This is a genomic window from Comamonas sp. MYb69, from assembly GCF_037479315.1.
In the GTDB taxonomy this organism is placed as follows: domain Bacteria; phylum Pseudomonadota; class Gammaproteobacteria; order Burkholderiales; family Burkholderiaceae_C; genus Comamonas.
Genome location: NZ_JBBGZG010000011.1, coordinates 24918 through 40665, shown reverse-complemented (window position 1 = coordinate 40665; position 15748 = coordinate 24918). Strand labels below are relative to the sequence as shown.

The window sequence follows — 15748 nt, the reverse complement described above, 5'->3', positions numbered from 1 at the left end:
CAAGCAAAAGCCGCTCCGAGGAGCGGCTTTTGCTTGGGGCAGCGAGCCTTACTTGGCCACCACCACGCCAGCGTCCGAGGTCTCCTGCGCGATGGCTTGCGCCACCTTGCTCACGCCCGAGCGCTTGCGCCAGGCCGACCAGGTCACCGCTGCGAGCAGGAACAGGCTGATGCAGACAAAGGTCGCGCTGATGGGGCGCTGCATGAAGACCATCATGTCGCCACGGGACAGCAGCAGCGCACGGCGGAAGTTCTCCTCCATCATGGGCCCCAGCACAAAGCCCAGCATGATCGGCGCGACCGAGAAATCCAGCACCATCAAGATGGCGCCGATGATGCCAAAGGCCAGCACCTCCCAGATGTGGAACAGGCTGTTTTGCGTGGTGAACACACCGACAGCAATGAAGAACATCGCCGAGGGGAACAGGTACTTGTAAGGCACGGCCAGCATCTTGACCCAGACGCCGATCAGCGGCACGTTCAGAATCATCAAGATCACGTTACCGATCCAGAAGCTGGCGATCAGGCCCCAGAAAATGTCCGGATGCTCGGTGATCAGCTGAGGACCAGGCTGAATGCCCTGGATCAGCAGCGCGCCCAGCAGCAGCGCCATCACGGCGTCACCGGGGATGCCCAGACTCATGGTCGGGATGAAGTCCACCTGGGTCTTCGAGTGCGCGGAGGCCTCGGGGGCTGCCACGCCAGCGATCATGCCGGTACCAAAACGGCTTGGGTCCTTGGCCACCTTTTGCTCCAGCGCATAGGCGATGAAGGTGGTGATGGTCGGGCCCGTGCCGGGCATGGCGCCAAACAGGGTGCCCACGGCCGTGCCGCGCACCATCGGCCAGAAGGCTTCCTTGAGCTCAGCCATCGAGGGACGCATGTCACGGATGCGCATCTTGGTGTTGCTGGTGATCGCCTTCATCTTGTTGACGTTGAGCAGGAAGTCGGCGATACCGAACAAGCCCATCGCCACCGCCACCATCTCCAGGCCATCGCTCAGATCCGGGATGTCGAACGCAAAGCGGAAGGTGCCGCTGTTCACGTCGGTGCCGACAATGCCGCAGAGCAGACCAAACAAGGTCATCGCCACGCCCTTGAGGGGCGAGCCACGTGACATGGTCGAGCCCGCGAGCAGGCCCAGCAGCATGATGGAGAACAGCTCGGCCGGGCCAAACTTGAACGCGATCGTGGTCAGCAGTGGCGAGGCAAAGATCATCACGATGATGCCGACCGAGGCCGCAAAGAACGAGCAGATCATCGTGATCCCGAGCGCCGTTCCGCCCTTGCCCTTCTTGGTCATCGGGTAGCCGTCCAGGCAGGTCACGGCATGGGGCGGGTGCGATGGCAGGTTCAGCAAGATGGCGCCAATGGCGCCGCCGTACTGGGAACCGTAGAAGATACCGGCCAGCATCAGGATGGCTGGCACCGGATGCATGGTGTAGGTCAGTGGCAGCAGAATGGAGATCGCCGACAGCGCGCCCATGCCCGGCAGCACGCCGATCAGGTTGCCCACCAGCACGCCGAAAAACGACCACATCAGGTTATGGCCCTGGAAGGCGATGCCAAAGCCGTACCAAAGGTCTTGCAGTGCTTGTCCCATGGCTTACATCCCCCACCTGACCAGCGGCATCTGCACCTGCAGCGCCCACCAGAAAATCACCACGGCGACAATCATCATCGACATGGCCAGCACAAAGCAGGCCATCACGCTGTTGCTGCGGTCACCCAACGCGCAGATGAAGACGATGGCAAAGGTCGCTGGCAGCAGGCCCAGGTATTCGCCACAGAAGTAAAAGGCAATGGTGCCCAAGATGATGCAAGCGGCGCCCCGGAAATCGGGAATCTCATGCTTGTGTCCCACCAGCGCCGCCTCGTCGCCGGGGCCTTTTTTCTTGGCGTTCAGCGCGATCAGCACGCCCGTCAGCGCCAGCAGAATGCCGACCGCAAACGGAAAGTAGCCAGGCCCCATGTGGGCCAGCGAGCCGATGTTGTAGCTTTGCGCCGCGTAGGCCGCGCTGCCACCGAGCAGGATCATCAGCGCGCCGCCGTAGTAATCCTTGTTGTAGCTCTTGCCGCCGGCGCTCATGGCCGCTCCTTGGCGGGCGCCCGGCGCCCCTGCACACCCGCAAGGGTGGACCTGTATTGACTCATGCTCGTCTCCTTTTCTTACAACTTGCGCGGAAAGTCTAGAAAACGAAGCTGCCAAACAGCTGCCAAATGTCGGATGGCGCCGCAAAATACGTAAATCTACTTAGCGAAAACAGTCCCGCAAAGGACAGTGCGCTCAGGCGCGATCGCGGGCCACGGGCAGGCGCACCAGGGCGCTCAGCCCCCGGCCGGCAACGCCATCGCGGGCCTCGCCATCGTCCAGCAGCAGCTCGCCGTGGAAGCGCTGCACATAGGCCCGGGCAATGGCCAGGCCCAGGCCCGATCCGTCTGGCCCCAGTGCGGCATCAGGCTGCAAGCGGCTAAAGCGCGCAAAGGCACGCTCGCGGTCCTCAGGTGCAATGCCGGGGCCGTTGTCCTGCACGCGGATCTGCACCCAGGCCCCGTCACGCTGCACCGAGACATTGATGCGGCCCTGGGCTGGCGTGTAGGCAATCGCGTTGTGCACCAGGTTGGCCAGCAGCTCATAGACGGCGGTGGCGGGGGCCTGCACTGCTGCGGCCATCGCGGCGCCCGGGTCGGCCTCGCCCTCGGCATCGCCCTCAAAATCCTGGCCGCGCACATCGATCCAGCCCAGGTCCTGCTGCTTGTCCAGCGCCAGCGGCAGGTAGGCCAGCACCACCTCGCGCGCCACCGCATTGGCGTCGCAGACCTCGCCCTCCCGCGCCAGCTGCGCGGCAGGCTGGCTGGCATGGGCCAGCGCCAGCAGTTGCTCGGACACGCGGCGGCCGCGCTGCAGCTGCTGGAGCATGCTGCGCAAGCTGGCCTGCACCGCCTCGGGATCGGTCTCGCGCAGCGCATAGGCGGCCTGCGTGCTCAGAATGGCCAGCGGCGTGCGCAGCTGGTGCGAGGCATCGGCCAGAAACTGGCGTTGCTGGGCCAGCGCATCGCGCTGCTGCGCCAGGTGCAGGTTCATCGCATCGACCAGGGGCCGCACCTCGCCGGGCACGGCCTCGGTGGCCAGCGGCTGCAGGTCATCGCTGCGGCGCTGCTGCACGGCCCGGCGCAAGGCCTGGAGCGGCCGCAGGCCCCAGGCCACACCCAGCCACACCACCAACACCAGGACCAGCAAGGTGCGGCCATCGCGCAGCAGGCTGTCCCACATCAGGCTGCGCACCGTGCGCTCAATGCCGGCGCTGGTCTGCGCGGTCTGGATCAGCACGCGCCACTCCTGGCCCGTCTGGTCATGCAGCACCCGCAGCAGCGCCAGCACCCGCACCGGCTGGTGCTCTACCTCGGCGGCATAGGACACGCGCGTGCCATCCTCTGCGGCGCGAAAAGGGCGGCTGGGGTCAGCCGGGTCGTGCGCGGGCTCGGGGAACTGCGCGGCGCCCAGCAGCAGGCGCTGCTGCGTGCCATCGGGGGTCTGCAGCTGCACGCGCAAAAACTTGCGCCGGCTGCTCAGCACCTCGAACATCGAGATGATGTGCAGCGGCTCGTCCAGGCTCAGTTGGCCTTCGCTGTCCCAGCGCAGGTTGTCCGACAGCGCCTGGGCCGGCTCCAGCAGGCTCTGGTCATAGGCGCGCTCCAACTCGCGTGCCAGGCTGACGCTGTCGCGCCAGCTGTCGAGCACCAGCAGGCCCATCAGCACGGGAACCAGCACCCACAGCAGGCGCAGACGCAAGCCTTTGGAAGAGCGCAGACGCCAGCGCATGGTGGTCAGGAGGAGAGCGTATGGCCCGGGCCCTTGGGCGCCAGGGTTTCGAGCATATAGCCCAGGCCGCGCACGGTCACGATGTGCACATCGCCGCCGGCCAGCTTGCGCCGCACCCGGTGCAGCACCTGCTCGATGGCATCGGGGCTGACACTGCTGTCCTGCGGGAAGACCTTGGCCGTCAGCTTGGACTTGCCCACCGGCGCGCCGGTGCGCGCCATCAGCGCCTCCAGCGCCGCATGCTCACGCGGGGTCAGCGCCAGCATCTGCTCGGCCAGCCAGAAGGTACGGTGGTTGCTGTCGTAGCGCAGCGAGCCGCATTGCTGCATGGCCTGCACCCGGCCCTGGCTGCGCCGGTGCAGCGCCGCCAGGCGCGCCTCCAGCTCGGCCACATCGAAAGGCTTGGTCAGGTAGTCATCGGCCCCCCGGTGCAGGCCTTCAACCCGGTCCTGCACCGCTCCTTGCGCAGTCAGCACCAGCACCGGCTCACGCCGGCCCTGGCCGCGCATGGCCGACAGCCAGTCAAAGCCATGCTGGTCGGGCAGCTGCAAATCGAGCACCACCACATCAAAGCGGCCATCGGGCAGCAGGCGCGTGGCCATCGCCGCATGCGCGGCATGCACCGCTTCGATGTTCGATTGCTTGAGGGCGCGCACCAGCCAGGCGGCCATCTCCAGCTCGTCTTCAATCAGCAATATGCGCATGCTTGCTCGCCAGAATTCAGGGGGCTCAGAAAACCGCGATCATACGCCGCTGGGCAGCGGTATCCAGCGCCCCTTGATCACTACTCCTGGATGGGCGATGGAATGCCGGGCGTGGGCACTGGTGGCGGTTGCAGCGGGGCGGGGTCTTTGACAGGCGGGGCTTCCGGGTGCCGGGGGTCAATATGCATCAAGGGCTCCTTGCAGATGGTTCTGCGATTGTGCCCAGGCCTGGCAGGGCGCGCTGTCAGCAAACGCCCTGCCGTCACGCCGCAGTCAACGCGCCAGCACTGGCGCCAGCGCCTTGCCGGTATGCGTGCCCGCCTGCACCAGGTCCTCGGGCGAACCGGTGGCCACAATGCGGCCACCAGCATTGCCGCCCTCGGGGCCCAGGTCGATCACCCAGTCGGCCTCGGCAATCACATCCAGGTCATGCTCGATCACCACCACGCTGTGGCCGGCATCGACCAGGCGGTGCAGCACATGGATCAGCTTGTCCACATCGGCCATGTGCAGGCCCACGGTGGGCTCGTCGAGCACATACAAGGTGTGGGGCGCCTTGTTGCCCCGGCGCGTGATGTCATCGCGCACCTTGGTCAGCTCGGTCACCAGCTTGATGCGCTGCGCCTCGCCACCCGACAAGGTGGGCGACGGCTGGCCCAGGGTCAGGTAGCCCAGGCCCACATCCTGCAGCAGCTGCAGCGGATGGGCGATGCTGGGCATGCTGGCAAAGAACAGCACCGCCTCGTCGACCTCCATCTGCAGCACCTCGCCAATGCTTTTGCCGCGCCAGGTGACCGCCAGCGTTTCGGGGCTGAAGCGGGCGCCATGGCAGACCTCGCAAGGCACTTTCACATCGGGCAGAAAACTCATCTCGATGGTGCGCATGCCCTGGCCCTCGCAGGCCGGGCAGCGGCCTTCGCCGGTGTTGAAGGAGAAACGCCCGGCCGCATAGCCGCGCGCCTTGGCCTCCAGCGTTTCGGCAAACAGCTTGCGGATCGTGTCCCAGAAGCCGATATAGGTCGCCGGGCAGGAGCGCGGCGTCTTGCCAATCGGCGTCTGGTCCACTTCCAGCACCCGGTCGATGCCCTCAAAGCCCTGCAGGCCCTTGCAGCCCAAGAGCGCCGGGGCCTTGCCGGCATCCATGTCGTCACGCCCGGCCTTGGTGGCGCGCTGGCCGACCCAGGCGGCCACATTGGTGAGAAGCACATCGCGCGCCAACGTGGATTTGCCCGAGCCCGACACCCCCGTCACGGCCACCAGGCGCTTGAGCGGTACGCGCACATCCACGTTCTGCAGGTTGTGCAGGTGGGCACCCAGCACCGACAGCCAGTGCAGCGGCGCCATTGCATCGGCACGGGCCGGCGCGGCCAGCGCGGCATTGGCCTGGGCGCTGTCGGCGGCCAAGGCGGCAGCGGCGTCGGCAGCGATCTGCTTCTTGGTGCGCTTTTTGGCGACGGGCTTGGCGTCTTCGACCGGCGCGGCCACCGCATCGGCCACGCCATGCACCAGGCGGCGCGGCTGGAAGGGGTGGCGCATCGCATGCAGCAGGTAGCGGCCGGTCTGCGAATCGGCCGCATCCATCACATCCTGCGTCGTGCCCTGGGCCACCAGGCGGCCGCCGCGCTTGCCGGCGCTGGGGCCGATGTCGATCACATGGTCGGCGCGGCGGATCGTGTCCTCGTCATGCTCCACCACCACCAGCGTATTTCCCTTGGCCCCCAGCTTGTGCAGCGCATTGAGCAGGATATGGTTGTCGCGCGCATGCAGGCCAATCGTGGGCTCGTCGAGCACATAGCAGACGCCTTGCAGATTGCTGCCCAGCTGCGCGGCCAGGCGAATGCGCTGCGCCTCGCCGCCCGACAAGGTGGGCGCGCCCCGGTCCAAGGTCAGATAGCCCAGGCCGACCTCTTCCAGAAAGGCCAGGCGGCTGTGGATCTCGGGCACCAGGTCGCGGGCGATATCGCTTTCGCGGCCCGACAGCACCAGGCCCTCGATCCAGAGCCGCACATCGGTGACCGACAGGCGGGCGATCGACGAGATCGACTGGCCGTGGAACAGCACCGCGCGGGCGGTGGCATTGAGGCGCGTGCCCTGGCAGGTCGGGCAGGTGGTTTCACCCACGTCCTCGGCCTCGGGCTCTTCAAAGCTCTGCTCGCGGCCCCGGTTGTCCTGGCCCATCACCGAGTCGTCATAGACCTTGCGCTGGTCCTTGGTCAGCTTGACGCCGGTGCCCACGCAGTCGGGGCACCAGCCATGCTTGCTGTTGTAGGAGAACAAACGCGGGTCCAGCTCGGCATAGCTGGTGGCGCAGACCGGGCAGGCGCGCTTGGTGGAGAACACCTGCAGCTGGCCAATGGCCGCCGTGTCGCTGCCCGCCTGCATCGCCGCTTCCAGGGTGCCGATGGCCGAGAGCACATGCAGCACGCCCTTGCCCAGCTCCAGCGCCGTGGCGAGCTTGTCGCGCAGCAGGGCCTCGTTCTCGGGCCGGATCTCGATGCTGGCCACTGGCAGCTCGACCGTGTGCTCCTTGAAGCGGTCCAGGCGCGGAAAGCCGGTGGTCGGCAGGAACTGGCCATCGACGCGCAGATGGGTGTAGCCACGCGGCCGCGCCCAGTCCGCCAATTCGGTGTACACGCCCTTGCGGGCGACCACCAACGGGGCCATCAAGCCAATGAGCTGGCCCCGGTACTGCGTCATCAGCTGCGCGGCAATGCTCTCGGGGGTTTGCGGCTGCACCGCTGCACCGTCCTTGGTGCAGTGCTGCACGCCCAGCTTCACGTAGAGCAGGCGCAGAAAATGCCAGACCTCGGTCGTGGTGCCCACCGTGGATTTGCGCCCGCCGCGCGAGAGGCGCTGCTCGATCGCTACCGTGGGCGGGATGCCGTAGACCGCATCGACCTCGGGGCGGCCCGCCGGTTGCACGATGGAGCGCGCATAGGCGTTGAGCGACTCCAGGTAGCGGCGCTGGCCTTCGTTGAACAGGATGTCAAACGCCAGGGTCGATTTGCCCGAGCCCGATACGCCGGTGACGACATTGAACTTGCCGCGCGGAATGTCCACGCTCAGGTTCTTCAGGTTGTGCTCCTTGGCATTGATGATCTGGATGCTGTTGCCCGGCCCGGGCAGCGCCGCAGCTTGCGCTGCAGGCGCCAGCGCATAGGCTGGCCGCTGCTCGCGCACCTCGTGGGGCTGGCCGTCGCCGCGCTCACCCAGCATGGCCAGCTCGTAATCACGCAGCGCCTGTGCGGTGTAGGAACGGCCGGACTTGCGCACCTCCTCGGGCGTACCCTCTTCCACCACCTTGCCACCGTCTTCGCCAGCATCGGGGCCCAGGTCGATCAACCAGTCGCTGGCACGGATCACATCCAAGTTGTGCTCGATGACGATCAGCGAATGGCCGGCTTCGAGCAGCTTGCGCAGTGCGCGCATCAGCTTGGCAATGTCTTCAAAATGCAGGCCGGTAGTGGGCTCGTCAAACAGGAACAAGGTGCCCTTGCGCGCCAGCGTTTGCTTGGATTTGGAGGCGCTCTTGGCGGCCTCGGCCAGAAAGCCGGCGAGCTTGAGGCGCTGGGCCTCGCCACCCGACAAGGTCGGCACCGGCTGGCCGAGCTTCACATATTCCAGCCCCACATCGACGATGGGCTGCAGCGCACGGATCACCTCGCGGTCCTTAGCGAACAGCGCAGCCGCCTCGCTGACGGTCAGCTCCAGCACATCGGCAACGTTCATCAAGCGGCCATCGCGCTCGATGCGCACTTCCAGAATCTCGGCGCGGTAGCGCTTGCCGTCGCAATCGGGGCAGCGCAGGTAGACGTCGGAGAGGAACTGCATCTCCACATGCTCAAAGCCCGAGCCGCCGCAGGTCGGGCAGCGGCCATCGCCGCTGTTGAAGCTGAACTTGCCGGCGGTATAGCCGCGCTGCAGCGACAGCGGCGCAGTCGCAAACAGCTCGCGCACCGCATCCCAGGCGCCCACATAGCTGACCGGGTTGGAGCGCGCCGTCTTGCCAATCGGTGACTGGTCGACAAAGACGATGTCGGACAGATGGTCGGCCCCCAGCAGGCGCTGGTGCGCGCCAGCCAGCTCGGTGGGCTTGCCAAAATGGCGCATCAAAGCGGGTGCCAGCACGTCCTGGATCAAGGTGGACTTGCCCGAGCCCGACACGCCGGTGACCACCACCATGCGCTGGAGCGGAAAATCCACCGACACGTTCTGCAGGTTGTGCTCGGTCGCGCCTTCCAGAATCAGCCGTGGCGTGCTCTCGGTCACCATGCGCTTGGCGCCCATGCCCACCTGCTTGCGGCCGCCCAGATAGGCGCCAGTCAAGGTATCGGCATGGCGCAGTTCAAGAGGGCTGCCATCAAACACAATCTGGCCCCCCTTCTCGCCCGGGCCTGGGCCCATGTCGATCATGCGGTCGGCGGCAAACATCACCGCCGGGTCGTGCTCCACCACCACCAGGGTGTTGCCGGCATCACGCAGCCGCTTCATCGCGACGGTGATGCGCTCCATATCGCGCGGGTGCAGGCCGATCGAGGGCTCATCCAGCACGAACAAGGTGTTGACCAGCGAGGTGCCCAGCGCCGTGGTCAGGTTGATGCGCTGCACCTCGCCACCACTCAAGGTGCGGCTCTGGCGGTCCAGGGTCAGGTAACCAATGCCGACATCGCAGAGGTAGAGCAGGCGGTTGCTGATTTCTTCATGCAGCAGGCGCAGCGCCTGCGCGTCGCCATCGTTGCTGCGGCGGATATCCATGCTGGCAAAGAACTGGCGCAGCCGCACAATCGGCAGCAGCATCAGGTCGTGCAAGCTCAGGCCTGGCAAGGCCTCGAGCTGCTCGCGGCTCCAGGCCACACCGCGCGGCATGAAGCGCTGGGCCGGCGGCAGGGCCGCATCGGCGTCGGCCTTCGATCCCACGCGCCACAGCAGGCTCTCGGTCTTGAGGCGTGCACCGCCACAGACCGGACAAGGCGTGTAGCTGCGGTACTTGGACAGCAAGACGCGGATATGCATCTTGTAGGACTTGGTTTCCAGGTACTCGAAATAGCGGCGGATGCCATACCACTGGCGGCTCCAGTTGCCGTCCTTGTAGCCCTCTTCGCCATGGATGACCCAGTCCTTCTGCGCCTCGGTCAGCTTGGCCCAGGCGGTATCGCGGGGAATGCCCTGCGCCTCGGCATGGCGCATCAGATCGTCCTGGATCTCTTTCCAGGCCGGCGTCTGGATCGGCTTGATCACGCCGGTGCGCAAGGTCAGCTTGTCGTTGGGGATCACCAGGCCCCAGTCCACGCCAATGACCCGGCCAAAGCCCCGGCAGGCATCGCAGGCGCCCACGGCCGAGTTGAACGAGAACATCGACGGCGTCGGCTCGCGGTAGCGCAGGCCGCTTTCCGGGCAGTGCAGACCGGCAGAGAACTTCCACAGCGCGGGCTCGGCGGTGTTGCCGTCCGCATCGGCCTCGGCGATGGCATACACCGTCATCTGGCCGCTGCCGCGCTTCAGGGCCACCTCGATGGCCTCGATCACGCGCGCCTTCTCGGCCTTGCTGAGGCGAAAGCGATCCGCCACCACATCGAGCAGCTTGACACGCTGGGGCGCTTCTGCCGCAGCCTGCTTGCCGGCCTTGGGCTTTTTCTTGCTGCTGTCCACGGCAGCGGCATGGCGCACCACATCGACCTCGCGCTCGGCCTGCACCTTGGTAAAGCCGCTGGCCGACAGCCACTGCTCGACCTGCTCGGCGCTGGTGTTGGCCGGCAGCTCGACCGGAAAGGTGATCACGATACGCGGGTCATCCGCCTGGCTGCGCTGCAGCAGCTGCTCGTAAATGCTCTCGGGCGTGTCATGCTGCACCGGCAAGGCGGTCTGCTGATCAAACAGATGGCCGGCGCGTGCCACCAGCAGCTTCAGGTGGTCGTTGAGCTCGGTCATCGTGCCCACCGTCGAGCGCGAGCTGCGCACCGGGTTGGTCTGGTCAATCGCAATCGCGGGCGGCACGCCTTCGACCTTGTCCACGGCCGGCTTGTCCATGCGGTCGAGGAACTGGCGCGCATAGGCGCTGAAGGTTTCAACGTAGCGGCGCTGCCCCTCAGCATACAAGGTATCGAACACCAGGCTGGACTTGCCCGAACCGCTGGGCCCGGTCACCACCGTCAACTCCCCGGTGCGGATATCCAGATCCAGATTCTTGAGGTTGTGCTGACGTGCACCACGGATGCGAATGTTTTCCTGAGACATACCGATGAGCTATCCAGTAATTCGTTGGCGCAGTCCAGCCGCCGGATAAGCAAGCCCCCATGCGCAGTGCCAGGGATGCCCAAACTCGGAAGGCCGACACGACTGCGTGGGGGCAAAATGATCGTGAGCAACCATTCTAGGGAGTTCATTCCTCGGCTGAATCAGCGCGCGGCAAAGCCCTGCAAAACACTGTACATATTTACAGATATTAGCAAATGGCGATGTATCCGGGCCACAGGCTTGGGCGGCATAAAAAAAACCCGCCATCTCTCGAAGGCGGGTGGGGAAGCAGGGGCGCGCTGGGCGCCCAAGGCTTGCTTAGAAGTTGTGGCGGATACCAGCAGCGAAGGTGCTGAAGTCGGCGCCGGAGATACCGGTGGCGTAGCTGGCGTTGGCCTTGTTGTCGACCTTGGTGTAGCCAGCGTACAGCTTGGAGCGCTTGCTCAGGTTGTAGTTGTAGCCCAGGATCAGCTGGCGTGCGCCGCTGTTGCTGACGTCGTCCCACTTGCCAGCCCAGCCGAAGCCAGCGACAAACTCGGAAGCGCCCATGGTGTACATACCGGTCACGCGCGCTGCATTGCGCTTGCCGCGCAGCTCTTCGTCAGAGCGTTGGTAGTAAGCGCCCAGTTGGAAGGCGTTGATGGTGTAGTGCGCGCGCAGGCCCAGTTGCTTGTCGCCACCGACCTTGGTGAAGCCTGCACCCAGGGCCAGAGGACCGCTTTCCCAGTTGGCAGCCAGGTCGTAGCCGTTCTTGTCGTTGGTGCCAGCAGCCTTTTCGTGGAACGAAGCAGCGCCTTCAATGGTCAGGCCGCCCAGGAACACGGGGGTGCGGTAGGCGATCTTGTTGGAGTCGCGCATCACGTAGCTGTACAGCGCATCCGACAGCGAACCGGTGTCGTGGTTAGGCTGGTCCAGCACGCCGTAGTCAGCCACTGCGTAGTAGGACTCAGCGGTGAAGGTACCCAGACGCAGCATACCGAAGTTGCCAGCTAGGTTCACTTCGCTTTGGCGGCGGAAGGTCAGACCACCAGCGGAACCGGTGCCCGAGCCGTCATCCGAGTTGAAACCCGATTCCAGCACGAAGCCAGCCTTCAGGCCGCCACCCAGGTCTTCCGTGCCACGGAAACCGATACGCGATGCGTTGTTGAACAGGCCGGTGGTGGACACATCGCCCACCTTTTGGCGTTCCACCGAGGTGTTCACACGGCCATAAACCTGCACGCTGCTTTGAGCCAGTGCAGCGGTAGAGCCAGCAATGGCCAAGGTGGCAATCATCAAACGATTCAGTGAACGCATAGTGTCCTCGGGGATGTAGTCATTAAAAATGGTTGGACGGTGCTGTTGGGGTCCGCACAGGGCAGGTTTCAGCCCGTCACATAATGTTAATTCTAGGCGGCAGTCCCCGAAAAACGCGCTGAATATCTTGCAGTTTTTGCGAGAGTGACGCATCGCTACCACACTTATGTGACACACCCTGGTATTAACCATGAGATACCAAACCGCGCAGAAAAAAACAGCACCCGAAGGTGCTGTTGGGAGGTGAAGGCCACGGGTATCAGGTCATCCGCATACCCGCGGCCAGCTCGCAGTGCTGAGGTTCAGTCGTTCGCGTAGATATCCACATCCTTGGTTTCACGCACAAACAAGGTTCCGATCACGAAGGTGATGCCGGCGATGATGATCGGGTACCAGAGGCCGTTGTACATATTGCCGGTCTGGGCGACGATCGCGAAGGCCGTCGTCGGCAGCAGACCACCGAACCAGCCATTGCCGATGTGGTAGGGCAGCGACATGGAGGTGTAGCGGATGCGGGTCGGGAACATTTCCACCAGCATCGCGGCAATCGGCCCGTAGACCATGGTCACCAGCAGCACCAGGTAGGTCAGCAGCACCACGGTCAAGACCTTGTTCGTCTTGGCGGGGTCGGCCTTGGCTGGGTAGCCGTCCTTGGCCAGGGTTTCGGCCACTGCCTTCTTGAACGCACCATCCTTGGCCTTCAGATCGTCGCCACTCAGGCCCGCAGCGGCATAGCTGGGGATGGTGTCGTTGCCGATCTTGATGACCGCCGTCGTGCCGGCAGGTGCGGCCTCGGTTTCATAGCTCACCGAATTGGCCGCCAGCAGTTGCTTGGCCACGTCGCAGGAGCTGGTGAACTTGGAGGTGCCCGTCGGGTTGAACTGGAAGGAGCACTCGGCCGGATTGGCCACGACCACCACCTTGTTCTTGGCTTGCGCCGCTGCCAGATCAGGGTTGGCCGCCTCGGTCAGCATCTTGAACACGGGGAAGTAGGTCAGCACCGCCAGCAGGCAGCCCGCCATGATGATGGGCTTGCGGCCGATCTTGTCGGACAGCGCACCAAAGATCACGAAGAACGGCGTTGCGATCAGCAGGGCCACCGCAATCATCAGATTGGCACTGACAGCATCGACCTTGAGCTGTTGGGTCAGGAAGAACAGCGCATAGAACTGGCCGGTGTACCAGACCACGGCCTGGCCGGCGGTCAGGCCGATCAGCGCCAGAATCACGATCTTCAGGTTCTTCCACTGGCCAAACGACTCGCGCAGCGGGGCCTTGGAGGTCTTGCCTTCGGCCTTCATGCGCTGGAACGCAGGCGATTCGGACAAGGTCATACGGATCCACACCGACACACCCAGCAGCAGAATCGACACTAGGAACGGAATGCGCCAGCCCCAGTCATTGAAGGCGGGCTCGCCCATCACGGTACGCGTGCCCAGAATCACCAGCAGGGACAGGAACAAGCCCAGGGTCGCCGTGGTCTGGATCCAGGAGGTGTAGGCACCACGCTTGCCGTGCGGCGCATGCTCGGCAACGTACGTTGCCGCACCACCGTATTCACCACCCAAGGCCAGACCTTGCAGCATGCGCAGCACGATCAAGATGATGGGCGCTGCCACGCCGATGCTGGCGTAGTTGGGCAAGATACCGACGATGAAGGTCGATGCGCCCATCAGCAAGATGGTGACCAGGAAAGTGTACTTGCGCCCGATCATGTCGCCCAGGCGGCCGAACACCAGCGCGCCAAAGGGGCGCACGATAAAGCCGGCCGCAAAGGCCAGCAACGCAAAGATGAAGGCGGAGGTTGGGTCCAGTCCGGAGAAGAACTGTTTGGCGATGATGGCCGCCAGCGAGCCGTAGAGATAGAAGTCGTACCACTCAAAAACGGTGCCGAGTGACGAGGCGAAGATGACCTTGCGCTCCTCCTTGGTCATCGGCCGTGCTGCTGCACTGGTTGCCATGCTGTTGTCTCCTTGTAGTGTTGCCGCTCTTTTGTTTGGCGGACACTGCATTCTTCAAGCAAGCGCTGACCCTAGTCTGACGGTTTTCCAACACAAGCTTGCAATCTGCTGACAATTCGCTGACAAAATCCAGCGCAACCCGCACAAAGCGTTTTGCGATGCGGAATATCGCTGCACTGCAGCAGCAACCAAGGGAAAGTCCCAGGGCGGGCAAAACCGCTGGGAGGGGCGTTTTCAGCGGCTTAGAAGCTGGAAATCAGCGCTTGGGCAAACCGGAGGGGCGGTCTGCTGCCGCCTCCCATTGGCCATCGGCAAACCAGGCGTCGCCGTTCAGGTAGGCGCTCAGCATCGGCAGCCCATCCAGGCCCCAGAACAGCTTGTCGTCCAGCACCATGCTGGGCACGCCAAACACGCCGGCGGCGGCCGCCGCATCGGTATTGCTGCGCAAGGCCTGCTTGGCCTCCTGCTCGGCCGCATCGCCATGGCGCAGCTGCTCGGCAAGCGTTTGCTCCAAGGCCTGCAGGCGCTGCGCATCCAGCGCATCGGCGCCACCCAGCCAGACATGGCAAAAGATCGCATCGGCGGTGAAGCGGTTGATGCAGCCGCCCTGGCCCGTGCGCAAGGCCAGGCGCAGCAAGGGCAAGGGGTTGAAGGGGTGCTGGGCGGGCATTTGCAGACCGCAGCCCAGGCTGTGGCCCAGCCAGCTGGCATGGCGGTAGGTCCATTCGCGCTTGCCGGCAATGCCGGCCGGGCCGGGGTTGGCATGCTGCTGCAGCAAGGCACCCAGCAAGACGGGCCGGTAGCGCACATGCACGCTATGGCCTTGCAGCGCCTGCGGCAGCGCATGGAAAGCCAGCCAGGCGTAGGGGGAGACAAAGTCCAGGTAGAAATCGATGCTTTTCATACCCGGCTCCTGTCAGGCCGCCGGCACCAGCGGCCGGCCATTGCTGCCCAAGCCCGCACGGCCCAGCGCCTGCAGCCAGATCTGCTGGCGCTCTGCGGTGTCGGCCTTGGACCAGGCACGGATCTCATCGATCGAGCGGTAGCAGCCGATGCAGTGGCTGCGGTCCGCATTCATCTTGCACAGCGACACGCAGGGCGATGGCACGACATCGCTGTAATCGGCGGCAAAGGCGCCAGTCACCCGCACCTGCTTGGTGCGGGCTGCCAGCGGCGCGGGCGAAGCCACTGGCAGCTCCACCGGTTTGTCCATTTGTTCCGTCATGCCGCCTCCTTGACCACATCGGCCACCGGCGCGCCGGTCAGCGCTTCCAGATCGGCCGGCGCCAGCGCAAACACGCCGTTCGGGTGGCCTGCGGCAGCCCAAATCTGTTCAAAACGGAACAGCTCCCGGTCAATCAGGGTAACGGGCTGGCTCACATGGCCGACGGGCGAGACACCGCCAATCGCAAAGCCGGTACGGGCTTTGACAAAATCCGCATCCGCACGGCCTACCGGGCCGACCAGCGCAGCCACCTTGGCCTCGTCCACGCGGCAGTCGCCCGAGGTGATGACCAGCACGCAGGCGTCATCACTCTTGCGGCGGAAAATAATGCTCTTGGCAATCTGGCCCAGCGCAATGCCCAGCGCATCGGCCGCTTCCTGGGCCGTGCGCGCTGCCACCTCCAGCATCTGCGGCCCATGCGGATGGCCCTTGTCCTGCAGCACCCTGTCTACCCGCTGCACCCCTTCGGGCAGGCTCAGCAACTCCGCTCCACACATGGTTCAACT

Annotated in this window: 10 protein-coding genes; all 10 read right to left on the bottom strand. The window is 64.8% G+C overall.

All coding sequences use genetic code 11. The features are described from left to right. Positions 1 to 48: 48 nt before the first annotated feature. Positions 49 to 1602: a tripartite tricarboxylate transporter permease gene (locus WH303_RS15730; RefSeq protein WP_312988755.1), complete on the bottom strand. Its 1554-nt coding sequence runs from the start codon at positions 1600 to 1602 to the stop codon at positions 49 to 51. Between the two features lie 3 nt (positions 1603 to 1605). Then, a complete protein-coding gene (locus tag WH303_RS15725; RefSeq protein ID WP_021027529.1) occupies positions 1606 to 2088 on the bottom strand; it encodes a tripartite tricarboxylate transporter TctB family protein in 483 nt (160 codons plus the stop codon). 198 nt (positions 2089 to 2286) lie between these two features. Continuing rightward, a complete protein-coding gene (locus WH303_RS15720) occupies positions 2287 to 3822 on the bottom strand; it encodes a sensor histidine kinase (RefSeq protein WP_339519670.1) in 1536 nt (511 codons plus the stop codon). A 5-nt stretch (positions 3823 to 3827) separates the two neighbouring features. After that, the gene (locus WH303_RS15715; protein ID WP_312988752.1) at positions 3828 to 4526 is read right to left on the bottom strand and encodes a response regulator; all 699 of its coding nucleotides are present in this window, start codon (positions 4524 to 4526) and stop codon (positions 3828 to 3830) included. 273 nt (positions 4527 to 4799) lie between these two features. Further along, a complete protein-coding gene (gene uvrA / locus WH303_RS15710; protein WP_339519667.1) occupies positions 4800 to 10760 on the bottom strand; it encodes an excinuclease ABC subunit UvrA in 5961 nt (1986 codons plus the stop codon). Positions 10761 to 11078: 318 nt separating this feature from the next. Beyond that, positions 11079 to 12056, bottom strand: a complete 978-nt coding sequence (locus WH303_RS15705; protein WP_027010383.1) for a porin — start codon at positions 12054 to 12056, stop codon at positions 11079 to 11081. A gap of 302 nt (positions 12057 to 12358) precedes the next feature. Next, a complete protein-coding gene (locus WH303_RS15700; protein WP_339519665.1) occupies positions 12359 to 14017 on the bottom strand; it encodes an MFS transporter in 1659 nt (552 codons plus the stop codon). A 256-nt stretch (positions 14018 to 14273) separates the two neighbouring features. Then, positions 14274 to 14921: a DsbA family protein gene (locus tag WH303_RS15695; RefSeq protein WP_339519663.1), complete on the bottom strand. Its 648-nt coding sequence runs from the start codon at positions 14919 to 14921 to the stop codon at positions 14274 to 14276. Positions 14922 to 14933: 12 nt separating this feature from the next. Further along, entirely contained in the window at positions 14934 to 15242 is a 309-nt protein-coding gene (locus WH303_RS15690) for a DUF1289 domain-containing protein (RefSeq protein WP_339519661.1), read from the bottom strand. Next, positions 15239 to 15739: a YbaK/EbsC family protein gene (locus WH303_RS15685; protein WP_339519659.1), complete on the bottom strand. Its 501-nt coding sequence runs from the start codon at positions 15737 to 15739 to the stop codon at positions 15239 to 15241. Before WH303_RS15685 ends, WH303_RS15690 begins: the two co-directional genes overlap by 4 nt. Between the last annotated feature and the right edge of the window lie 9 nt (positions 15740 to 15748).

What these genes read in the sequence shown, in the direction of transcription:
- WH303_RS15730 (WP_312988755.1), bottom strand. Translation starts at nt 1,602, where the DNA reads ATGGGACAAGCACTGCAAGACCTTTGGTACGGCTTTGGCATCGCCTTC.
- WH303_RS15725 (WP_021027529.1), bottom strand. Translation starts at nt 2,088, where the DNA reads ATGAGCGCCGGCGGCAAGAGCTACAACAAGGATTACTACGGCGGCGCG.
- WH303_RS15720 (WP_339519670.1), bottom strand. Translation starts at nt 3,822, where the DNA reads ATGCGCTGGCGTCTGCGCTCTTCCAAAGGCTTGCGTCTGCGCCTGCTG.
- WH303_RS15715 (WP_312988752.1), bottom strand. Translation starts at nt 4,526, where the DNA reads ATGCGCATATTGCTGATTGAAGACGAGCTGGAGATGGCCGCCTGGCTG.
- uvrA (WP_339519667.1), bottom strand. Translation starts at nt 10,760, where the DNA reads ATGTCTCAGGAAAACATTCGCATCCGTGGTGCACGTCAGCACAACCTC.
- WH303_RS15705 (WP_027010383.1), bottom strand. Translation starts at nt 12,056, where the DNA reads ATGCGTTCACTGAATCGTTTGATGATTGCCACCTTGGCCATTGCTGGC.
- WH303_RS15700 (WP_339519665.1), bottom strand. Translation starts at nt 14,017, where the DNA reads ATGGCAACCAGTGCAGCAGCACGGCCGATGACCAAGGAGGAGCGCAAG.
- WH303_RS15695 (WP_339519663.1), bottom strand. Translation starts at nt 14,921, where the DNA reads ATGAAAAGCATCGATTTCTACCTGGACTTTGTCTCCCCCTACGCCTGG.
- WH303_RS15690 (WP_339519661.1), bottom strand. Translation starts at nt 15,242, where the DNA reads ATGACGGAACAAATGGACAAACCGGTGGAGCTGCCAGTGGCTTCGCCC.
- WH303_RS15685 (WP_339519659.1), bottom strand. Translation starts at nt 15,739, where the DNA reads ATGTGTGGAGCGGAGTTGCTGAGCCTGCCCGAAGGGGTGCAGCGGGTA.